The sequence below is a fragment of the Hoyosella subflava DQS3-9A1 genome (assembly GCF_000214175.1).
GTDB lineage: Bacteria > Actinomycetota > Actinomycetes > Mycobacteriales > Mycobacteriaceae > Hoyosella > Hoyosella subflava.
On record NC_015564.1, the window covers coordinates 4,659,974 to 4,680,514 of the forward strand.

Genomic DNA, 20,541 nt, shown 5'->3' on the forward strand with positions numbered 1-20,541 from the left:
ATCTTCCGACGACAGAATCCACAAGCTGGGGGACCAAAGGATGGCAATAGAGCATTCAATCAGCGCAGCCGAACGTGGCCGGCAAGCATGCGGCCTTCCCGCCGAGGAGTAAACAGCCAGGTACACGATTAGATCGTGCACCATCTAATCGTGCGCTATGCTATGCTACCTTCGTGAGCAACCCCGAAACTGACCCTCTCGCACTCGACCGGCAGGTGTGCTTCGCCCTCGCAGTCGCGAACCGTGGCGTACTCGCTGTCTACCGCCCCCTGCTCGAGCCGATGGGTCTCACACACCCGCAATACCTTGTGATGCTTGCCCTCTGGGAGCAATCACCACGCACGGTCAAGAGCATCGGCCAGGCGCTCCAATTGGATTCGACGACGCTATCGCCGCTACTCAAGCGGCTCCAGGCGGCGGACCTGATCATGCGGGAACGCAGCAGGGACGACGAGCGGCAACTCGCCGTCACGCTCACAGAAAAGGGCCGGGCGCTACGTGCGGAGGCCGAGAAGATTCCTCCAGCGGTAGTGGGGCGACTAGGAGTCAGCGAAGCTGCACTCGAAGACCTGCACCGGGCACTCACACACATCAATCAAGCTGCCCTGAAAGCAGGTGCCCTCCCACGATGACAGCAACGCGAAAGCCCACAAGGAAACGACCCGGACCCCTCCAGTGGATCGGCTACTCATTCGGGCGCACCCTGCCGCCCTCGATGCAGGAGTGGGTGCGTAACGACCTCACTGGCGACCACGCGGTGGCCCGCCATCTCATTCGCGGCATGGTCCCATTTCTGCCCCTGTTTGGCGCGGGTCTTCTCCTACCGGGCCCGCTAGCTCTGAGAGGCGGGGTCGTCCTCCTCGGCCTGCTTCTTGCCCTCTTCTATTCCGCCGCCTACATGGAGCCCAACCGCAAAAGGCGGCTCCAACGGCATGGCCTTCCCGCTGACCTGCAAAACGGACGCAAGATTCAGCAGTTCGAAGCTGAGAAAGCGCGGTATCAGCGTCACTACCGGTCTGATCCATGACACTCGTGATGACTCAGCCGCGCAACGCCTTCACCCACGAAATTCGCGAGCCGGTCGTCAGCACCGTCCGCTGATAGATCCGTGCTGCGAGAATCGACGCGACCAGGCATGCAATCACCATGACCGCGATCGAACCTGCTAGTTCGAGAGGTGACGTCACCCCCGCAGCGGTCCGAACCGGCATCACGAACGCGGAGAACGGCGGGATCCAAGCCAGCACATTGCTCAACGTCCCCTCTGGGTTGAAAATTGCGGGAATGCTGATGCCGAAGCACGCCATGAGAATGATCATCAGCGGCGATGCGGCTTGCTGCATCTCCTCCTGACGCGAAACCAGCGAACCCGCGGCCGCATAGAGCGTCGCAAAGAACACGAACCCGAGCACTACCCAGATGACGGTGGCAGCGAAGACCGATAGTGCCGTCGTCGTCACGGTGAGCAAGCCAAGCAGCTGAGCGGCCACGATTCCGACGACGCCATATGTCACCACGCTCAGCAGCGCGACAGCGCCGATTCCGAGGATCTTGCCCCACAGCAGCTGCAGCGGCCGGATAGTCGAGAGAAGCAGCTCGACGATCCGGCTCGACTTCTCCTCGGTCACACCCATCGCCACATACATGCCGTATCCCATGACCGTGCCGAAAAGCAGGTACAACGCCACCCAGGACATGATGATCCGCTCACCACGCTCTGGATCCGGCTGGGCGATGGTTTCCACGGAAACCTGGGCAGTGTCGACTGCATTTTGCAACGCCGCAGCATCAACGCCCTGCGCGCCTAAAGCCTGATCCAGCGCAAGGGCCGAGACTGCGGTCTCGAGGATGGTGCGCAGCATCGGATCCGGTTCGTCGTCACTCACGATCGTGTAACTGCCATCGGCATTGGCCAGCAGTGCAGCCTCGACATCGCCCGATTCGACCAGCGCTCGAGCCTCCTCATCGGAGGCGGCTTCCTCGACCTCGACGGGTACCTCCATCGCGGTTGCCGTCTCACCGATCACCTGCGCCAACTGTGGCGCGTCGCCAGTCAGCGCAATCTGAGATGGCTCCGCTTCCCCGTCGCCCCGGAAGATCGAGAACGCAACTAGGGCGCCCACTATGATGGCGACCGTCACCAGAGTGCCTACGACAAATGATTTCGTTCGAACCTGCGCCAGGAACTCTCTGCGGAATACGAGCCATATGACATTGCGGGACTGATTCTTTCGGGTCATTCGGAAACCACCTCTCGGAAGAGCTCAGTCAACGTCGGGCGATGCGCAGCAAAATGCCGCACCGGGCCGTGAGCCAGCGCGGCCTGAAGGACCGACTGGTCGTCGACGTGATCCTCAAGTTCAAGCAAAGACACTGCATTTCCGTTGGATGACAGCAGCCGAACCCCTGGAATCTGCTCGGCCCACACGGTCGGGGCGTTCGGCGCGCTCACGGCGAGTTGACGCTTTCCCCGCGCACGCAATTCCTCGACCGAGCCGATAGCTCGCATCTCACCACGAACGATGATGCCTACCCGGTCACACAGGCGCTCCACGAGATCCAGCTGGTGACTCGAAAAAACCACGGGCGCACCGAGTCGTGCCTTCTCGCGAAGTACCTCACTCATCACGTCGACAGCAACCGGGTCAAGACCGGAGAAGGGCTCATCGAGAACCAGAACTACCGGGTCGTGAACGAGAGCCGCCGCGAGCTGCACACGCTGTTGATTCCCTAGACTCAGTTCCTGAACATCACGGCCCCGCTTGTCTTCAAGACCGAGACGGTCCGTCCAGCGTTCCATACTGAGGAAAGCCTCTTTGCGGGTCATCCCATGGAGTTCGGCCAGGAAGACCAACTGATCGGCCACTTTCATTTTCGGGTAGAGGCCGCGTTCCTCCGGCATGTAACCGATCGTCTTCCGGGTGGCGAAATCGATCGGCCGGTCGTCGAGTCGCACTTGGCCGGAATCCGCAGTCAGCACCCCCAGCGCGATCCGCATGGTGGTTGATTTTCCTGCCCCGTTGCTGCCAACGAACCCAAGGATCTCCCCTGGACGAACGTCAAAGGTGACGTCCCGCAACGCAGTGATGTCACCATACTTTTTGCACAGCCCGTCAATCTCAAGCATCAGGCCCCTCTTCCGCTAAGTGGCTCCCGCAGTTCACGCGTTCGGCTCGCGAATTGCCGCGATCGCCTCGATCTCGACAAGTTGGTCGTCATATCCGAGGACCGTTACGCCCAACAATGTGCTCGGTACGTCATGGTCTCCGAACGCGTCCCGCACCACTTCCCAGGCGGTGACCAGGTCGGTCTGGGATGAGGACGCGACAAGCACACGAGTACGGATGACATCCGCCATCGACGCTCCCGCCTCAGCCAGCGCGACCTTCATGTTCTCGATCGATTTCACTGCCTGGCCGGCGTAGTCGCCAATTGCGGCCGTCGAGCCGTCAGCGTTAAGGGGGCACGCGCCGGCGAGGAAAACCAGCCGAGCGTCAGCAGGAGCAGTTGCGGCATAGGCGTATTCGGCAATATCGGACAATGAGGAAGAGCGGATCAAAGTCACAGCAGAAGGCATACTTCACTCAAGCACATGTGAGGGGCGGTGAACATGATTCGGCCAGTCCGCAGGGCTGACTTTCCGGTCGTGCAAGCTATTGAACGAGCCGCGGGGGTTGCATTCGCGGACATCGGTATGGGGGCAGTGGCCGAAGATGACCCGCCTTCCCTCGACGAGTTGCTGCGGTACGAATCGGCGGGCCGCGCCTGGGTCTATACCGATGATCGGGATGTTCCGGTCGCCTATCTCATCGCGGATGTCGTCGACGACTGCGCTCACATTGAGCAGGTATCTGTCCACCCTGATCGTGCAGGCCAGAAGCTTGGCAGACAGCTGATCGAGCACGTGGCGGACTGGGCACGAAAAGCGGGGCTCTCTACGCTGACGCTCACCACGTTCACTGAGGTTCCGTGGAACGGTCCCTACTATCGGAAACTCGGCTTCCGGTACCTCAGTGAAGACGAAATGACACCAGGCCTGCGAGCGATCAGAACAGAAGAAGCAGCCCGCGGTCTCGACCGCTGGCCACGCGCCTGTATGCGTCGGGATCTATAAGGCTCCTCCTCGGCGCCGCGGGGTATGCCCACACGATCGAGATACGGCCGGGCGCCGCCCGAAGCTGGTCCAAGCAAGGTCATAGCCTTGCCTCAGTCGACGTCTCGGCATATCTCAGACGCCTGCGCACTCGACACCAGCAAGATCGCGTGGTGCGATGGCTCTATGCGCGCACCGCGACTGAACTCCTCGCTGCACATTCGTCTCCGCTCCAGGCTTGTTCTCGCGGCTGGGCTCGCGCTCGTCATGATCAGCGCAACCTCCTGCGGGCTCTTCACGGACGAGCGGCGCGACACCCTCGAGGCGTTCGCCGATGCCGTGAACGCTGGCGACGTCGAAACGGCAGCAGCCATGACGACCGACCCGGACTCCGCTGCCGAAGCCATCCAGGCCAGCCTTGACGGAATGGTCACGGCAGGCAGGACGATGAGTATCGGCATCGAAGAAGACGTCGCGCAGACAGTGACCGTGTGGGACCTCGGGGAGGGGCGTATCGCAGAAACTGTCGGCGAGGCCGACTTCGCAGAAACCGCGGAGGGCATGCGTCTGGTGTGGTCGCCCCAGCTCATCGACACCAGGCTCGAACCTGGAGGCCGCCTTGTCTACTCGGATCTCCTCGACTATGACACCCCGGTCGTGGACCGCAACGATGTGCCAGTCATGACTTGGCAAACCGTCACCGTGGTCACGCTGGCAGCTGGAGCGGAGGCAAGCGCAGATTCAGTCGCATCCGCGGTTTCTGATGCGGCGCCGACAATCACGGGGAGCTCCATCCGCGAGGGAATGGCCGAAGCTGAGGGACAAAGCTATGCCGTCGTTACGCTCAGGGAGGACGCGGCAGCACCGATCCGTGACCAACTCGCCGCGATAGAGGGTGTGCAGCTCAGCGAGCAGGGCCGGCTGCTGACAGAGGACCGGGCACTCACGACACCCGTCCTGCGTGGCCTGCCCGACGCGTGGGAAGAGACACTGCGCGCCGAGCAAGGCTGGTCCGTCATCGCGAGTAATCCTGACTCGTTTGAACGCATCGCCGGGGAGGATGCAGGTGTGGTCGCCAACGTGCCGACCTCCCTGGACCTGGAATACCAGCAGGCCGCACAGGCTGCCGTCGACGGTGAAGGCCAGCCAGCGGCAATCGTCGCTATCGAGCCTTCTACCGGCGGAATCCTCGCGGTGGCACAAAACTCCGCCGCAGACTCGCAGGGTCCGATCTCCCTTACCGGGCTATACGCACCCGGATCGACATTCAAGATCGTCACGACCTCCGCAGCGCTCAACGCTGGCATCACTTCGCCCGATGAGCTGCTGCCCTGCCCCGGTGAGGCGACTGTCGAAGGCCGCACCATACCCAACGATGAAGGCTTCGACCTGGGGCAAGTACCGCTACATACGGCGTTCGCGCGGTCATGCAACACCACACAGGCGATGCTTGCCGTCCAGCTGGAGCCTGAAGCGCTGACACAGACTGCTGAATCACTCGGCCTCGGAGTGGATTTCGATATCCCAGGGCTCACTACAGTCACGGGCAGCGTCCCCACCACCGAAAGTGGTCCCGCGCGCGTCGAGGCTGCGATCGGACAGGGACAAGTACTCGCGAGCCCCTTCGGGATGGCAGTCGCAGTCGCATCGCTCGCAAACGACGGCACCATGATCATGCCTGGCCTCCTCGAGGATGAGGAGACGACGGGGGATGCAGAACCCGCCGCGCTCCCGGTAAGTGTCGTCGACGCTATCCGCGAAATGATGCGCGAAACCGTCAGCAGCGGAACCGCCACCGCGCTCGCCGACATTGCCGGCCTCGGCGGAAAAACTGGAACCGCGGAAGTCGGCGGTGCCGCTTCCAACGGCTGGTTCGTCGGCATCGCCGGGGACATCGCTTTTGCTACGTTCGTCGAAGGTGGAGACTCTTCCGCACCTGCTGTCGCGGCGTCTGGACGATTCCTCCGGGCCGTGGCGCAATAGCTACCGGCGGCAGCTACTGTCGACACCGCGCAGATGAGCGTGAGAACGGCGGATCCCGTCACCGGCCGCGTGCTAGGGTAAGTCCCCGCTAGCGCATCGCACCTTTGGTCACGACATACGTACAGCGAAGGAGTCGTGATGGCACGATTTCTGCCCCAGGCTCTATCCGATGCGCTCAGCAGACCCAGTCGGACAATCCGGGAATTCCAGGATGTTCGGGAGGAAGTCGACGCCACACTTGGCGAGGTCAAGCACACGATGGGCGAGGTCGCCCAAACCTTAGCTGAAGTCGACAAACTCATGACTGACGTGGGCCGCACACTGCAGAACGTCGACACGACCCTCACCGGGATCGGCAGGACTCTGAGCAGCGTGCTCGGCAACGTCGACACGACCCTCACTGAATCGTCCGCAACGCTCAGTGATGTCAAGAAGCTGCTCTCCCGGTTGGATGAGGAGCGAGAAGTACTGGGCAAAGTTCCGGAACTCACTGCGAAATTTGGGGAACTCGATGCAATCGCGAAGGAAGTCCGCGAGATACATTCAGCTGTCCTCAAGCAGCAACAGACCTCCCCGAATCCATCTGCGTAAGTCAACAGAACCTGCCCGAAATCGCCGACAAAAGCGACTACCGCAGATGGATTTTCGTAGCTGGAGACTGCCCCGGTGGTCTCACGCCTCGAACGGGATGGTGTTGCCTGCCGCGTCTACGGCTCCCTTGTTGGCGTCGATCGCGTTCGCGAGTTCGTCGATACTGTCCCAGGTGCGCGGCGGCCGTCCGTCGAGGTTGCCAATAGTCAGCCAGGTTGCATTGTTGCGGTAGCGCACCAGGCCATGGCCGTCCCCGTCGAGCTGAACGTCGAGTTCGCCGGAGATCGAACCTTCCTCGTCAGTCATCACCACCACTTTGCCGGGAACGGGAACGCACTCGCTCATTCAAGCTCTCCCTTCGTGATGCATTCTGTCGCTGCATTTCTCAGCGCACTGTGTTCGTCCGGATCTACCGTCAGGCCGTATTTGACCTTGACCTGCGTGTAGCGCTCAACGTACTCGCAACGGAAGTTTCCCGGCGGCAAATACGTCGACGGATCCTGATCACCTTTCGACCGGTTTGCTGAGGGGTCCGAAATCACCACGTTCAGCGCGTCATTCGCAATCAGCGTTCGCGTCTCCAGATCCATTTCGCTTGCACCTGAACGCCATGCCTCACCGAGGGCAACAATGTGTTCCGCATCGACATCGGAAGAGTTGGTCATCCACTTGTAGTCGCGCAACTCGCCAGATTCCCGGTCGATCACCCCGTACTGATCCAACCACCCGCCACCTGGTCCGACGGCGAAGTCACAGGTGTCCGGATCGAGGGTGACATCGCCGGTAGCGTCGCGCAGGAGGACAGCATCACGGGAGGTACAGCGCCCTTCGATGAAGCTGTAAGTGGCGCCGAACCCGAATTGCGGGTCCAGGCGTTCCCAGTGGGGAAAGTCGCTTCGGTCGTAATCGGCCATGGTCGATTCAGCAGCCATCTCGAGCTCGCTGATGAGGGCCAGGACTCCCCGATCATCGGGATAGTGTGGGGGTGCTTCCTCGGGCGTGAGGCTTCCGGTATCGATGAAATCGAACCACTCGTCCAGCGTGTCCTCGAAGCTCGACGGCTGGCAAGCGACAACTCCCAGGGCAACCGCTCCAACAACAGCTCCGACAGTCCAGCGTGCAGATACGGCCACAACAACCCCTCATTCTGAAATAGCTTGCTGGAGTTGATTATTCAGATGTGCGGGCGGATCTCCAAAGGGCTGCTACTTCAGGGAGTCGAGGAGCTGGTCGAGTGCGACGTAACTTGCACTGAGTCCCTGCGACATCCCAGACTCGAGCATTCCGTCGCGTTCTGCGCTGGTATGGAAAATCGAGTGCGTGACTACGCGGGTTCGCCCATCGCCGAGGTCCTCGAGAGTCACGCTGTCGACGACGACATAGCCGGGCATGCCGTCCCACTCGAAGGTGTACACAAGCCGTTCGGGTGGCGTGACCTCGCGATAGCGGCCCTCGAATCCGTGCTGCTCACCGTCAGCGTGCTCGACGAACCGCCAGTGCCCGCCACGTTCTACAACCATCCTTTCAATCTCGAGTTTGTTGCCCCGCCCCCACCACTGCGCGACGAGCTGCGGCTCGGTCATAGCGCGCCAGACTATGACACGAGGCGCATTGAAGATTCGTGCGATCTGGATTTCGCGGTCGCCTGGTGTTGACACACTGAGTGAGTCCGCGGGCGTTGAGGTAGTCATGACATTTGTCCTTTCGTTTGCTCGAGAAAGTCGCCGAGTCGGTCAAGGCGCATCTCGAGCATCTGGCGGTAGTTTTCGATCCACGCGGTTTCGGCGTCTAGCCGCCGGGGCCCGAGGCTGCAGTACCGGACCCTTCCGGCCTTGTGCGTTGTGACCAATTGAGCTGATTCGAGAACCTGGATGTGTTTCTTCATCCCCGTCAGGGTCATTCGAAACATTTCTGCGAGTTCGGAAATCGATGCATCACCGGCACCGAGATGCTCGAGGATGCCGCGTCTGGTCTGATCGGCCAGTGCCGCGAAACCCCAGTCGAGCTGCTCCCGATACTGAACCATGTAGTTCAGTTTCTGCCTATTTGTGGCCACACGCAAGAGTTACCTCGCATTTGTCCCAATCGGACAAGTGGTGGCCGACGGCTGCTCAGCTAATCGCCTGCGGTGGCTCGTCCTCGTGATCCGTGAGGGCCAGCTGAAACCAGGCAACATCGTGCCACGCGCCGTTCTTCCATCCGATCCGCTTGTACACACCGACCTGCTCGAAGCCCATCGCCGTGTGAACGCCCACGCTGGCGTCGTTCGGAAGTGCCACGCCCGCTACCGCCGTGCGGTAGCCGCGGGCTGCCAGTCGCGTGAAGAGCTCGCGATAAAGCAGGCGGCCACCTCCCGTGCGGCGCCGCCCCATCTGCATGTAGATACTCACCTCGCACGACCATCGATAAGCAGCGCGCACCTTGTGCGAACCCCCATGTGCGTATCCGACCACGACGCCGTCATCTTCCAGGACAATCCACGCATACTCATCGCGGGCGCTCGCGATGCGCGCTGCCATGTCAGCAACGGATGGGGCCTCGGTCTCGAAAGAAACCGCCGTTTCGGTGACATATGGTGCGTAGATCGCAGCGCACGCTGCGGCGTCCGCAGCGGTGGCATCGCGGATCATCAACCTCGATATCCCCATGTCGTCAATATTTGCACGGACTGAGCTCACCGCTGCGCCGTCAAGACGTCACGAAGGGTGCGCGCGAACGCTTCTGGCTCTCCCGTCATGCCATACTCGCCACCGAGAAAACCAGCGTGATGGCTGGGGAACACAGCTAGTTCGGTCCCAAGTCGATGGGCAAGCGCAGCGGCGGCACGCGCAGCGAACTCACCCGCGGATTCCTCACCAGCGGCCACGATGATCCTCGCGGGGTGGTTTGCTAGCGCATTGAAGTCAGGCTCATATCCGCAGCAGCCTCGAAGGTTCTGTCCCACAAGCGGATCGTCGCGGGCGCCGTCATCTTCCGTCGGCAAACCGAAGTCCGCGGCGCTGGGACTTGGCTCGTCCAGATACGACGGCGCAAGCTCGCCCTTCACGCCGGTCAGGGCGATGAACTTCGCCATCGCAGGGCCACTGCCAGAGCGCTGATAGGTGCGGTAAATGTCCTCGCATACCGCCAGCACGACGTCGCTATCAGGCACCACAGTCGCGAGCGGCGGTTCGTGCGCAACGAGAGTGCGCACATCATCTGGATGTGCGGTAACCAGTGCGAGCGCATTCACAGCGCCGCCGCTACTCGCGAAGATATCCACTGGTCCGACGCCCAGCTCAACAATCAGACGGTGCAAGTCGTCCGCGTGGGTTTCGGGCGTCAGTTCACCAGTTCCGTCTGTCCGGCGGCTCCGGCCGGTGCCCCTGGGGTCGTACGTCACAACGGCGCGTTCCTCGAAATGCGACGCGAGGGTACCGAAACCTGACGCGTCCATCGGTGAGCCTGCGAGTAGGAGCACCCTGTCGGCAGCACCGCGTTCGGGCAGTTCGCCCCGGATGTCGTAGTGCAGCACTGCGCCGGAGACATCGAGGGTTTGGGTTATTGGTGCGCTGCTCACGTTCAAGACCTCCGGTTCGGCTTCGGTGATGTCATGTAGACCAGGGGATCACACAGATCTCATCGCTCCCTGGTCACAGTGCCTTCGCCTTTGCCAGGAGCACGGCGCGCTGGCGCTCATTGGTCACTTGTTCTGCCGCCGTCGTGAGTTCGGCGCGTGCCTCGCTGATGCGACCCAGTTTCGCCAGCAATTCCCCGCGCACGCTCGGCAGCAGGTGCGAGCCGCGCAGCGCGCCGCCAGCGGAGAGCCGATCAACAATCTCCAGCGCCGCTAAAGGCCCCGAGGTCATCGAGACCGCGACTGCACGGTTGAGTTCGACAACTGGATTCTTTGTGAGCTCTCCCAGTGCCTCGTATAGCAGCACAATCCGATCCCAATCGGTGGCCTCAACACTCGCCGCGTGGGCGTGGCATTGCGCAATCCCCGCTTGCAGTGCGTAGTTGGCGCGCCCCCTGTGGAGCGCATCCGCTCGGGCGAGGGCCGCATCTCCGCGAGCGATCTGACCATGATCCCATCGAGCCCGGTCCTGGTCGGCGAGCAAAACTGGTGATCCGTCCGGCGCTATGCGCGCCGCGAACCGTGCAGCCTGGAACTCCATGAGTGCGACGAGTCCATGTACCTCCGGTTCTCCGGGCGCAAGCTCCGCAACAATACGCCCGAGACGCAACGCCTCGTTGGCGAGATCCGTGCGAATCCAGCGGTCGCCCGATGTCGCGGCATAACCCTCAGTGAAGATCAGATAAATTACGCTCAGCACTCCACTCAAGCGAGTGGACCATTCCTCAGGTTCGGGCACCTCGAACGGCACTCGAGCGGCCGTGAGAGTCTTCTTTGCCCGCACAATCCGCTGCTGCATCGTCGGCACTCCGACTAGGAACATCCGCGCGATTTCCTCGCTGGCCAGGCCACCGACTATGCGGAGGGTCATCGCCACCTGAGCGTCCCGGCCGAGCACCGGATGGCACGCAGTGAAGATGAGCCGCAGCACGTCATCATCAATCGGTTCCCACTCGCCGCTGATGTGCGCTTCAAGGTCACGAGCGATCGTGCGGTAGCGCTCGTCAAGCCGCTCACGCCGACGCCAACTGTCGATTGCCTTGCGTTTCGCTACAGCGGTGAGCCAAGCCCCGGCATTTCGGGGCACACCCGACTCAGGCCACTGGACCAGCGCGTCGGCCACGGCTTCCTGCGCGAGGTCCTCAGCGAGACTGACATCTCCGACCATCCGCGCGAGTACGGCGACCACTCGCGCCCCCTCGATGCGCCAGATCGCATCGAGGGTTCGGCGGATATCAGTCATCTCGCAGCTCGCTTCATCAGTTGGTGCCGAGTTCTTCCCGCCATCCAGCTTCTTTCTGGACGTACTCATTGTCGGAGAAGTCTTCGAAATCGCTTTCATCCGTGACGCGACGGACCTCGAGTTTCGACCCGGGGCCCAACGGGCAGCGTTTGGCCCATTCCACAGCCTCTTCCTTCGACGATGCCCGAATGAGCCAGAAACCGTTGAAGAGTTCGTGCGTTTCACCGTACGGACCGTCAGTCACGATGGGTTCCTCAGCGGAGAAGTCAACGACGAAACCTTCTTCAGCCCCGGAAAGCCCCTCACCACCAAGCAGCACTCCTGCCTTCATCATGGATTCGTTGTAGGCGCCCATCGCGTTGATGATCTCTTCGAACGGCATGTCCTTCGACGCTTCGATAGCCGCATCGGTGGATCGCATGATCAGCATGTACTTCATCGTCGTTCCCTTTGCTCTCTGAGGTGCCCTCGTGGCTCCTTCTACTCTGACGTCGACTGGGAAACGAGTGGATCGACATTCCCGCAAAATTTCTTCAAAATTTGCCGGCCGGTGCTCAATCACAGCAAATGCTGGTAGTTCATCGCTGCATCGGCCAGTAGTGCCGTGCCCGCAACCAGAAACACGACACGTACCGCTCGTGGTCCGTAGCGAGTCACGAAACGAATGACCGCCAGGTACCGACGTCGGGCGGCGGTTGTTGAACGAGTCGCCATGATGAGGACAACAGCTGGCGGAATCAGAGCGACCAGGCAGTACACGACAACGATGAGTGGCCACCACCCCGGCAGCGGCTGGTGAGCCACAATCATGCCTAATCCCGCAAGGTACGGAACCGCCGTGGGGGCTTGAGCCATACCGATCGCGACACCGACGCCGAGGAGGAGTAAGGGGTTCCGGCGAAGCCGAGCCGTCCATTCCGGGGGCTGCTTTCGTTCCGAAGCCGGGAGCAGCGCAATGACGATCAGTACGACGCCCACCAATAACTCGGCCCAGTAGCGCATCGTTGGGGTGAAGCTGACCTCAAAGTGGTCAGCCAGGAAGCTCACGCCCAGCACAGTCAGAAGACCAAAGGCAGTAGTGACCATGAAAACGCCGAGCAGAAAACCGACCCCACCTGGGACTGGCGACCTGCGGGCGAGGCGTGCATCGTAGACGATCGCAGCGGTCGCCCCCACTAACAGAACGTCAAGGGAATCAAGGAGCGAAAACCCCAGTAGCGCCAGCAACAGCGTCGTCATCAGGTTGCCAGCCTACCCCGGGCGCGTATCTCGCTTCAGTGAGAATGACTGAGACAATGATCTTCATGGGCGTGGTGGAGAATTCGAAACTAGCGATTGTCGGCGCAGGCAGCGTCGGGGCGAGCCTTGCCTATGCGGCGCTGATCCGCGGTTCGGCACGACACGTCGCGCTGTACGACATCAATGAGGCGAAGGTAGATGCGGAGGTGCTGGACCTCGCGCATGGCACCCAGTTCACCGGCGTGAGCGACATCGTGGGTTCCAAGGACCTCATCGCCGTCGAAGGCGCGCACGTCGTGGTCATCACCGCGGGCGCGAAGCAGCATCCCGGACAGACCCGGCTGGACCTCGCCGCAACGAACGTCCGTCTGCTCGAGCAACTCATGCCTGACCTTGTTCAGCATGCGCCCGAGGCGTTCTACGTACTCGTGACGAATCCGTGCGACGTGCTCACGGTGGCCGCGCACCGCATGTCCGAGCTCCCCCCGCACCGGGTGTTCTCATCTGGGACGGTCCTCGACACGTCACGCTTACGCAGACTGCTCGCCGACCGTGCCGGAATCTCAACCGCCAGCGTGCACGCCTACATTGCGGGTGAGCACGGTGACACCGGATTCCCAGTGTGGTCAAACGCAAGAATCGGGTCAGTTCCCATCCTCGATTGGCGCAGCCCGGAAAGCGTCCCACCGTTCGCCGCTGAGGAACTCGATCGCATCGCGATTGATGTCCGTGACGCGGCATACAAGGTGATTAAGGGAAAAGGCGCAACGAACTACGCAATCGGTCTCGCGGGGGCACGCATCGTCGAAGCCCTCCTCGGGGACGAGCACGCAATCATGCCGGTGAGTACGGTCCTGGGCGGCTTGTACGGCGTCGATGGCATTGCGCTGTCAGTGCCATCCGTAGTCAGCGCATCAGGCGCCGTCCCAGTCACCGAAACACCCTTCGCAGCAGATGAACTCACGCTGCTCCACCGCTCCGCCGACACTCTAGCGGCATCTCTTCGGACGCTTGGTCTCTAGCGTTCCCCAGAGGTTGCCCATACGGTGCCCTGCGCAATTGCGCAGAGTGTGACGGTCCCGTCTGGCTGGATCGCTTCGATGGATGCGGTCGCGACCGCCTGTTTCCGGGTGTGGTGGGCCACGGTGGCTGTAGCGCGAAGCGTGCCGATACGTGCAGGGCGCAAATAGTTGACCGTCATTCCGGCTGTCACCACATTCGGCCCCAGCACGCTTCCAGCCGCGAACGTGAGGACATTGTCTGCCGCGTACGCCAGCACACCGCCATGGACGAGGCCGTACTGCTGAAGATGCCTGTGTTCAATATCTATCTCCAGAACAGCGGCACCCTCACCGAACGCCGTGATTCTGGCACCGATCTGTCCATTGAAGGGCTGCGCCGCCAGGACCTTTTGAGCGAGTGCGAGTGAGTCGGAAGCAACCGACGTGTTGGCGATCCTCATAACTACCAAAATAGAGACTTATCTCTATAACGGCTAGAGACTATCCTCTAAAATATGGGCCGACACTCAGTGCACACCGCACAGACATTGATCGAAGCGGCAATAACGTTGTTCGCCCGTGGTGGAGCACGCGAGGTAACCATGGCGGCGATCGCGCGTATGACCGGCGCGCCAAGCGGCTCGGTGTACCACCGCTTTCCAGATCGGCCGTCGCTGCTCTCGGCAGTGTGGCGTCACACGGCCCGCGATTTTGAAGCAGGCTACCGCGACCAGCTCGGTTCGGACCCCTCGCCCGACGCCGCCATCACCGTAGCCGTCTGGTGTGTCGAGTGGTGCCGCATCCATCCAGAGCGCGCGGCGGTGCTGCATTCCGGGATGCGGGCGTTCTCACCCGAGACCTGGTCAGCCGACCAGATTGCGGCCAACCAGGCCGAGGAATGCGCACGTGACCGCGAGTTCGCAACGGTCGTCGCCGCAATCGCAGAACGATCCGGGCACCGCCGTGACGAGGTTGCCTTCGCGATGCTCGGCCTGCCACTCGCCATCGTCGGCAGCCACCTGCAGTCGGGAGATTCTGTGCCACATAGAGCGAGCGACCTCGTTCGCCGTATCGCCAGCCGCCTTTTGCTCAGCTAACACATTCCGCGGCAAGGCCTGCTGGTTCCAACTCAGGCTGCGTCTGATGTTGCCCACCGGCGCTCATAGCCGGCTAGCCGCGCGATGAGTGCCAGAGTTCCCAGCGCGACACGCTGAATCCACACCGGAATCCCGGCAATGTAACCGTCCTGGTAGTCCCACAGCAGCGATAGTGCCAGCGGGTCGCGTGGCACGCCAGAACGTGTGGTCTTCCCTGTGACGTCCAGGTTTCGCCAGAGGGTGAACATCTCCCAATGACGAAGCGGTGGGCGAATTTCGTGCTCAATGACTGTGCCGGCGGATTCGTTCCAGAACTCGTGGACAGCGCGCGCGGGGGCACTCACCGTGGTTCCCGGAGTTGCAACCGTCTCAGTTCCTTCGATGCGGAACCGCAACTTGCCCTCCCGGACAGTCCAGCGCTCACCGAGAACAGGGTGCCAGTGGGGACCAGCCTGCCGGCCACATTGTGGCAGTTGATGTTCGAGCCGCAGATAGTCGCCTTCACCATCGGAGCCCTCCGCAAGCAGCCGGATCCGATGACCGCTACGAAAAACGAGTTCGGGCCGCTGTTCCATCCTTCAAGATATAAAGGTAACCTTCGTATTGTGTCAATAGCTACACCCGATGCATCGTTGCTGAAGCTGCTCACACTCGCGTCGCGGGCCGTTGAGCGTGAACTGAACCGTGAGCTGCGCGCGGTGCTCGACGACAGTTTGCGGCCCGCGCATTTCGCCGTATTCCGATATTTCGACTCCGCTCGGATGGAAGAAGCGGACAGTGAAAGCAGCCAGCCGGGCGTGCGCGTCACAGAACTTGCGGACGCCGCCGGGATGACACAGCAGTCGATGGGTGAGCTGGTGACGCATCTAGAGCAGTGCGGCCTCGTTGAACGCCGGGTCGCTAGAGCCGATCGTCGTGCTCGTCTCGTAACCCTTACCGACGCCGGACGCGAGGCGCTAGCGATCGCACGTAGGTGCACGACCCGAATCGATGAGGTGATACGCGACCATATTGGCGCGCGTGCATTTGCTGAGCTTCGCACCCAGCTCGCTAGCGTCTACGACTTGTACCCGCAGAGCGAGCATTGAGAGAAGCTGCTCTACCCCCGGGCCATGTCCACAAAACGCGAGAAGTGCAGTTGGTGAGCGACAGTGATGGTCGCAGTCGGTCCGGCACGATGCTTGCCCACGATGATGTCCGCCTCTCCCCCGCGCGGGTCGTCTGGCTCGAATGCGTCTGGCCGGTGAAGCAGGATAACCATGTCGGCATCCTGTTCAAGCGATCCCGATTCACGCAGGTCAGAGACCTGCGGGCGCTTATCTGTGCGCTGTTCAGGGCCTCGGTTCAGCTGGCTGATCGCGATAACAGGGACTTCGAGTTCTTTCGCCAGCAGCTTCAGGCTTCGCGAAAATTCAGAGACCTCCTGTTGCCGTGACTCGTGCTTCTTGCCGGAAGACATGAGCTGCAGGTAGTCGACGATGACGAGACTGAGGTCGTTCTTCTGCTTGAGACGACGTGCTTTCGCCCGGATCTCCATCATTGTCAGATTTGGTGAGTCATCGATGAAGAGCGGCGCCTCGCTGATCTCACTCATTCGGCGGGCTAGTTTCGTCCAGTCGTCATCGTTCATCTTGCCCGAACGCATATCTGCGAGTTTGATTTTCGCCTCAGCGGACAGCAGCCGCATGACGATCTCTGTCTTGCTCATTTCGAGGGAGAAGAGCGCACCCGCTTTTCCGTACTTGATGCAGCACGACCGCAAAAAATCCATTCCCAGCGTGGATTTTCCAACCCCAGGCCTGGCCGCGATGATGATCATCTGACCGGGGTGCAGCCCATTGGTGAGTTCGTCGAATTCCACAAAACCTGTTGGGACCCCGAGTGAAATGCCACCGCGGGAAGCGATCGAGTCGATTTCATCCATGGTGGGCTGGAGGAGTTCCTCGAGCGCAACATAGTCCTCGGTGGTGCGACGTTCAGTGACCTCAAAGATTTCCGCCTGTGCCCGGTCGACGACAGTGGCGACGTCCTGTCCGTCCGAACCTGCGTAGCCGTACTGCACAATCCGCGTCCCAGCTTCGACCAGCCGACGCAGAATGGCCTTCTCCGCCACGATCTCCGCATAGAAACCCGCATTGGCGGCGGTAGGAACCGTGGAGATGAGCGTGTGCAGGTAAGGCGCGCCACCAATGCGTCTCAGGTCGCCACGCCGCTCCAGGTCAGCAGCGACCGTGACCGGGTCTGCGGGTTCGCCTCGCCCATACAGATCGAGGATGCTGTCGTAAATGTCCTGATGGGCCGGGCGGTAGAAATCCCCTTGGCGTAGCTTCTCTACAACGTCCGCAATCGCGTCCTTGCTGAGCAGCATGCCGCCCAGCACGGCCTGCTCAGCGCCGAGGTCCTGCGGCGGCTGACGAAGCAGGCCGTCAGCGCGGGAGTCTGTGCGGTTCCCATTGCTGCTGTGGCTGCTGCCATCACCCGGGGCCTCGTCTCCGTCGCTCGGTGCGACATAACCCCGGTCGTCGACTACCCCCACGCACCCCTCCTAAGCACCGATCGTGAACGCTCGAAACTTTCATACCCGAGGGGTACGACATGTTGCCGGACGGCTCTGCGCGCTCGACGCTAGGGACTCATGTTGATAACCGCAAGATCACCTGTGCACAGACCTGTGCACAGTTTGTGGATAGACCAGGAGCGATCTGTGTACAGCCTGGGGATAACTTGGGGACAATCAGCACGCTGGACATTGTTAGCGCTGGCAAGGACAAGAAATGGGCTGTTGATACTGTGGACAACCCTGTGTACGGCGTGTCGCTGAGTTCCAGGATTTCGGCGTGTTGTCTCCAAATGTTCGTCTACCTGCAGTGATACAGACCACACTTTGAGGTAGTGAGCGGCTGACGATGAGCGCGTCGAAACACGGATGTGACAAATGAAAGGGGACACGCGCACGCGTTGCTGAGGAGTGATCAAACTTCGGCGCACGGAGATTATCCACAAGCACATCTAGCCCCAAGGGGAAACCCCTGGGGCTAGATGATGTGGCTAATTCAGCTAGCTGGCTGAATCTGCAGGTTCAGCTTCGCTGATACCTGCGAGTGCAGCTGCACTGCCACCGAGTACTTGCCAACTGCTTTCAGGTGAGCTGAGGGCAGTTCGACGTTGCGGCGATCAACCGCAAGGCCGGTGGCATCCTTGAGTGCGTCTGCGACGTCGGCAGCGCTGACTGAGCCAAAGAGCTTGCCACCCGCACCCGTACGAACAGCAAGGGTGAGGGTGCCGAGCTCCTCGAGCTTCTTCTGGCCTTCCTTGGCCGCCTCGAGGTCGCGGGCAGCGCGCGTTTCGCGTGCCTTCCGCAATTCCTCGACCTGCTTTTCCGCACCGCGGGTGGCACGAATCGCCAATCCGCGGGGCAACAGGTAGTTGCGGCCGTAGCCGTCTTTGACCTCGACGGTGTCGCCAGGAGCGCCGAGGTGCTCAACGTCAGCTGTGAGGATGAGCTTCATTCTTGGGTCCTCCCGTTCCTTAGCGTGCCGTTGAGGTGTACGGCAGCAAGGCCATCTCTCGTGAAACTTTGACTGCTGTAGCAACGTCCCGCTGGTGCTGGACGCAGTTACCGGTTACACGACGTGCACGGATTTTGCCGCGATCACTGACAAATTTCCGCAACATCGTCGAATCTTTGTAGTTGATCTGCGCTTCTGTAGCTTTACAGAACGCACAGACCTTTGTTTTTGCCGGGCGCATAAGCGCTTTGGACATGGTCGTTCTCCGTGTATTCCTGGTGTCTGAAGGTCAGACCCAGACCCTGCTCAGAATGGCGGTTCGTCATCCTGTGCAGCGAATCCGCCAGCCGGAGGAGCACTGCCCCAGGGATCGCTGGCTGCGGTTGCGGCACCGGCTGTGAAGCCACCACCACGTCCGCCGCCTCCCTGACCACCATCGCTACGGCCCGCCTTGTTGACCTTGGCGGTCGCGTAACGGAGCGAGGGACCGACTTCGTCGACTTCAAGCTCAATCACCGTGCGCTTCTCACCCTCTCGGGTTTCGAAGCTGCGCTGACGCAAACGTCCGTTCACGATGACGCGCATTCCCTTTTGCAGTGATTCCGCGACGTTCTCCGCAGCCTGACGCCAGATGTTGCACCGGAGGAACAGCGCGTCGCCGTCCTCCCACTGGCTGGTCTGCGAGTTGTACTTCCGCGGTGTCGACGCAACGGTAAACGTCGCGACGGCTGCACCCGCAGGAGTGAAGCGGAGTTCTGGGTCTGCGGTGAGGTTGCCAATCACCGTAATTACGGTGTCGCCTGCCATGAATCCTCCGTTCGTCGGCGGCCCCGGGCGTACGGCCCGGGTGGGCCACAGGGCACTGGGTCTAGATCTGGGTAAATCAGCTCGCGACCCGCAGGACCTTGGTACGCAGAACTGACTCATTGAGCCCGAGCTGACGGTCAAGTTCTTTCACGGTTGCAGGCTCAGCCGACACATTGATGACTGCGTAGATGCCTTCGCTGTGCTTGTTGATTTCGTATGCCAAGCGGCGCTTACCCCAGATATCGACCGTGTCGATGGAGCCGCCGCCCTGACGGATGACGTTGAGGAAAGTATCTAGTGAAGGGGCAATGGTGCGCTCGTCCAGTCTAGGATCGAGAATCACCATCAGTTCGTATTGACGCACGGGACCACATCACCTCCTACGGGCTTGTACGGCCACGGACGTTCCGTGGCAGGAGGGTCGTTACGTCAGTAACCCCCGAAAGCTACCAGTTCGTCCCGGCCAAAGCGAATTCGCCCGCCCGGCCATCGCCCCAGGGGGTTCCGGCCGGCCCCATGGGCAGTTGTCGCTTAGGCTGGTGGCATGCGTATCGGTGCCCACGTCCGGGATGATGCTGATCCCCTTGGTTCCGCTCAGCGATATGGAGCTGAGGTTGTTCAGCTCTTCGTCACTGACCCTCAGAAGTGGAACAAGCCCAAGCCGCACCCCCAAGCCGATCAGCTGCGGAAAAGTGGCATTGACGTAGTAGTTCACTCGTCGTACGTCATTAACGTGGCGAGCTTGAACAACCGTATTCGGATCCCCTCCCGCAAAGCCGTCCAGCAGCAGGCCACAGCGGCCGCGGAGTTCGGCGCGTTTGGGCTGGTAGTGCACGGCGGTCACGTGCGCCAGGGCGAGGCCGTCGAGGAGGGCTTCACCAACTGGCGCAAGCTCTTCGAACGGCAGGACGATGAAGGCGGTTTCGCTGTTCCGATTCTGATCGAGAACACCGCAGGCGGGGATTCTGCGATGTCGCGGTACTTCGATTCCATCGCTCGGCTGTGGGATCACGTCGGCGAATTTGGGGCCGGCTTCTGCCTCGATACGTGTCACGCATGGGCGGCCGGGGAGAACCTCGTCGACGCCGTCGAGCGAATCAGGTCGATCACGGGCCGTATCGACCTCGTCCATTTGAACAACTCGCGCGATGAGTTCAACTCCGCGCGAGATCGTCACGCGAATCTCGCCGACGGAACGATAGACCCGCAACTACTCACCGAAGTCGTTCGCCAGGCGGGTGCACCTGTGGTTCTCGAGACGCCTGCCGAGGGACTCGAGGACGACATCGAATTTCTGCGTGAGACGCTTTCGCAGTCACAACCCGCCAGCAATTAAGCTGCATCAAGACGTCTGCGAGGAGT

Annotated in this window: 28 protein-coding genes; 9 read left to right on the forward strand and 19 right to left on the reverse strand. The window is 61.2% G+C overall.

From position 1 onward, the window contains the following. Positions 1-173: 173 nt before the first annotated feature. Positions 174-632, forward strand: coding sequence for a MarR family winged helix-turn-helix transcriptional regulator (locus AS9A_RS21525; RefSeq protein ID WP_013809283.1), 459 nt, complete (start codon positions 174-176; stop codon positions 630-632). After that, a complete protein-coding gene (locus AS9A_RS21530; RefSeq protein ID WP_041451279.1) occupies positions 629-1,027 on the forward strand; it encodes a DUF5313 family protein in 399 nt (132 codons plus the stop codon). Before AS9A_RS21525 ends, AS9A_RS21530 begins: the two co-directional genes overlap by 4 nt. Positions 1,028-1,040: 13 nt before the next feature. Here AS9A_RS21530 and AS9A_RS21535 read toward each other — a convergent pair whose 3' ends face one another. The 3 genes from AS9A_RS21535 to AS9A_RS21545 are packed head-to-tail and all read right to left on the reverse strand — an operon-like array spanning position 1,041 to position 3,577. Then, positions 1,041-2,240 carry an ABC transporter permease gene (locus AS9A_RS21535; RefSeq protein ID WP_013809286.1) on the reverse strand — a complete coding sequence of 400 codons (1,200 nt, stop codon included), beginning with the start codon at positions 2,238-2,240 and terminating at the stop codon, positions 1,041-1,043. Continuing rightward, complete coding sequence (locus tag AS9A_RS21540; protein ID WP_013809287.1) at positions 2,237-3,127, reverse strand: ABC transporter ATP-binding protein; 891 nt, start codon at positions 3,125-3,127, stop codon at positions 2,237-2,239. Before AS9A_RS21540 ends, AS9A_RS21535 begins: the two co-directional genes overlap by 4 nt. Before the next feature lie 33 nt (positions 3,128-3,160). Then, positions 3,161-3,577: a RidA family protein gene (locus AS9A_RS21545; protein ID WP_041451281.1), complete on the reverse strand. Its 417-nt coding sequence runs from the start codon at positions 3,575-3,577 to the stop codon at positions 3,161-3,163. Between the two features lie 33 nt (positions 3,578-3,610). Here AS9A_RS21545 and AS9A_RS21550 point away from each other — a divergent pair, with 33 nt between their 5' ends. From AS9A_RS21550 to AS9A_RS21560, 3 genes are all read left to right on the forward strand, one after another. Further along, entirely contained in the window at positions 3,611-4,114 is a 504-nt protein-coding gene (locus AS9A_RS21550; RefSeq protein WP_041452363.1) for a GNAT family N-acetyltransferase, read from the forward strand. 165 nt (positions 4,115-4,279) lie between these two features. After that, positions 4,280-6,076 carry a penicillin-binding transpeptidase domain-containing protein gene (locus tag AS9A_RS21555; protein WP_013809290.1) on the forward strand — a complete coding sequence of 599 codons (1,797 nt, stop codon included), beginning with the start codon at positions 4,280-4,282 and terminating at the stop codon, positions 6,074-6,076. Between the two features lie 138 nt (positions 6,077-6,214). After that, positions 6,215-6,667 (forward strand): hypothetical protein, encoded by a 453-nt coding sequence (locus AS9A_RS21560; RefSeq protein WP_013809291.1) that lies wholly within the window; start codon positions 6,215-6,217, stop codon positions 6,665-6,667. Positions 6,668-6,748: 81 nt separating this feature from the next. On the opposite strand, the gene AS9A_RS21565 is transcribed toward AS9A_RS21560, so the two are convergent. The 9 genes from AS9A_RS21565 to AS9A_RS21605 form a co-directional block, all read right to left on the reverse strand. Next, a complete protein-coding gene (locus tag AS9A_RS21565; protein WP_013809292.1) occupies positions 6,749-7,012 on the reverse strand; it encodes a hypothetical protein in 264 nt (87 codons plus the stop codon). Continuing rightward, the gene (locus tag AS9A_RS21570) at positions 7,009-7,800 is read right to left on the reverse strand and encodes an HNH endonuclease family protein (RefSeq protein WP_013809293.1); all 792 of its coding nucleotides are present in this window, start codon (positions 7,798-7,800) and stop codon (positions 7,009-7,011) included. Before AS9A_RS21570 ends, AS9A_RS21565 begins: the two co-directional genes overlap by 4 nt. Before the next feature lie 72 nt (positions 7,801-7,872). Further along, positions 7,873-8,358 (reverse strand): SRPBCC family protein, encoded by a 486-nt coding sequence (locus tag AS9A_RS21575; protein WP_041451282.1) that lies wholly within the window; start codon positions 8,356-8,358, stop codon positions 7,873-7,875. Then, positions 8,355-8,693 (reverse strand): ArsR/SmtB family transcription factor, encoded by a 339-nt coding sequence (locus AS9A_RS21580; RefSeq protein ID WP_041451283.1) that lies wholly within the window; start codon positions 8,691-8,693, stop codon positions 8,355-8,357. Before AS9A_RS21580 ends, AS9A_RS21575 begins: the two co-directional genes overlap by 4 nt. A gap of 85 nt (positions 8,694-8,778) precedes the next feature. Next, positions 8,779-9,300, reverse strand: coding sequence for a GNAT family N-acetyltransferase (locus AS9A_RS21585; RefSeq protein ID WP_202798235.1), 522 nt, complete (start codon positions 9,298-9,300; stop codon positions 8,779-8,781). Positions 9,301-9,341: 41 nt separating this feature from the next. After that, complete coding sequence (locus tag AS9A_RS21590) at positions 9,342-10,226, reverse strand: alpha/beta fold hydrolase (RefSeq protein ID WP_013809298.1); 885 nt, start codon at positions 10,224-10,226, stop codon at positions 9,342-9,344. 73 nt (positions 10,227-10,299) lie between these two features. After that, positions 10,300-11,526, reverse strand: coding sequence for an RNA polymerase sigma factor (locus tag AS9A_RS21595; protein ID WP_013809299.1), 1,227 nt, complete (start codon positions 11,524-11,526; stop codon positions 10,300-10,302). Positions 11,527-11,542: 16 nt separating this feature from the next. Then, complete coding sequence (locus tag AS9A_RS21600) at positions 11,543-11,965, reverse strand: YciI family protein (RefSeq protein WP_013809300.1); 423 nt, start codon at positions 11,963-11,965, stop codon at positions 11,543-11,545. 119 nt (positions 11,966-12,084) lie between these two features. Next, on the reverse strand, positions 12,085-12,765 hold the full coding sequence (locus tag AS9A_RS21605) for a GAP family protein (protein ID WP_013809301.1): 681 nt from the start codon (positions 12,763-12,765) through the stop codon (positions 12,085-12,087). 44 nt (positions 12,766-12,809) lie between these two features. Between AS9A_RS21605 and AS9A_RS21610 the strand changes: the two genes are divergently transcribed. Further along, on the forward strand, positions 12,810-13,787 hold the full coding sequence (locus AS9A_RS21610; protein ID WP_202798179.1) for an L-lactate dehydrogenase: 978 nt from the start codon (positions 12,810-12,812) through the stop codon (positions 13,785-13,787). Here AS9A_RS21610 and AS9A_RS21615 read toward each other — a convergent pair. Beyond that, the gene (locus AS9A_RS21615) at positions 13,784-14,227 is read right to left on the reverse strand and encodes a PaaI family thioesterase (protein ID WP_013809303.1); all 444 of its coding nucleotides are present in this window, start codon (positions 14,225-14,227) and stop codon (positions 13,784-13,786) included. The two genes, AS9A_RS21610 and AS9A_RS21615, sit on opposite strands and share 4 nt — an antisense overlap. 54 nt (positions 14,228-14,281) lie before the next feature. On the opposite strand from AS9A_RS21615, the gene AS9A_RS21620 reads away from it, so the two are divergent. Then, positions 14,282-14,863, forward strand: a complete 582-nt coding sequence (locus tag AS9A_RS21620) for a TetR/AcrR family transcriptional regulator (protein WP_041451284.1) — start codon at positions 14,282-14,284, stop codon at positions 14,861-14,863. Positions 14,864-14,895: 32 nt separating this feature from the next. Here AS9A_RS21620 and AS9A_RS21625 read toward each other — a convergent pair whose 3' ends face one another. After that, positions 14,896-15,438: a cupin domain-containing protein gene (locus AS9A_RS21625; RefSeq protein WP_013809305.1), complete on the reverse strand. Its 543-nt coding sequence runs from the start codon at positions 15,436-15,438 to the stop codon at positions 14,896-14,898. 30 nt (positions 15,439-15,468) lie between these two features. On the opposite strand from AS9A_RS21625, the gene AS9A_RS21630 reads away from it, so the two are divergent. Further along, positions 15,469-15,951, forward strand: coding sequence for a MarR family winged helix-turn-helix transcriptional regulator (locus AS9A_RS21630; protein WP_013809306.1), 483 nt, complete (start codon positions 15,469-15,471; stop codon positions 15,949-15,951). A gap of 11 nt (positions 15,952-15,962) precedes the next feature. Here AS9A_RS21630 and dnaB read toward each other — a convergent pair whose 3' ends face one another. The 5 genes from dnaB to rpsF all read right to left on the reverse strand — a co-directional run bounded on the left by dnaB (position 15,963) and on the right by rpsF (position 19,543). Beyond that, positions 15,963-17,285 carry a replicative DNA helicase gene (gene dnaB / locus AS9A_RS21635; protein WP_237707983.1) on the reverse strand — a complete coding sequence of 441 codons (1,323 nt, stop codon included), beginning with the start codon at positions 17,283-17,285 and terminating at the stop codon, positions 15,963-15,965. Between the two features lie 631 nt (positions 17,286-17,916). Then, positions 17,917-18,372 carry a 50S ribosomal protein L9 gene (gene rplI, locus AS9A_RS21640; RefSeq protein WP_013809308.1) on the reverse strand — a complete coding sequence of 152 codons (456 nt, stop codon included), beginning with the start codon at positions 18,370-18,372 and terminating at the stop codon, positions 17,917-17,919. Positions 18,373-18,391: 19 nt separating this feature from the next. Then, positions 18,392-18,628 carry a 30S ribosomal protein S18 gene (gene rpsR / locus AS9A_RS21645; protein ID WP_013809309.1) on the reverse strand — a complete coding sequence of 79 codons (237 nt, stop codon included), beginning with the start codon at positions 18,626-18,628 and terminating at the stop codon, positions 18,392-18,394. A 50-nt stretch (positions 18,629-18,678) separates the two neighbouring features. Then, complete coding sequence (locus AS9A_RS21650; RefSeq protein ID WP_013809310.1) at positions 18,679-19,179, reverse strand: single-stranded DNA-binding protein; 501 nt, start codon at positions 19,177-19,179, stop codon at positions 18,679-18,681. A 76-nt stretch (positions 19,180-19,255) separates the two neighbouring features. Continuing rightward, positions 19,256-19,543, reverse strand: a complete 288-nt coding sequence (gene rpsF, locus AS9A_RS21655; protein WP_013809311.1) for a 30S ribosomal protein S6 — start codon at positions 19,541-19,543, stop codon at positions 19,256-19,258. Positions 19,544-19,723: 180 nt separating this feature from the next. Here rpsF and AS9A_RS21660 point away from each other — a divergent pair, with 180 nt between their 5' ends. After that, on the forward strand, positions 19,724-20,515 hold the full coding sequence (locus AS9A_RS21660; protein WP_013809312.1) for a deoxyribonuclease IV: 792 nt from the start codon (positions 19,724-19,726) through the stop codon (positions 20,513-20,515). Positions 20,516-20,541: the final 26 nt, after the last annotated feature.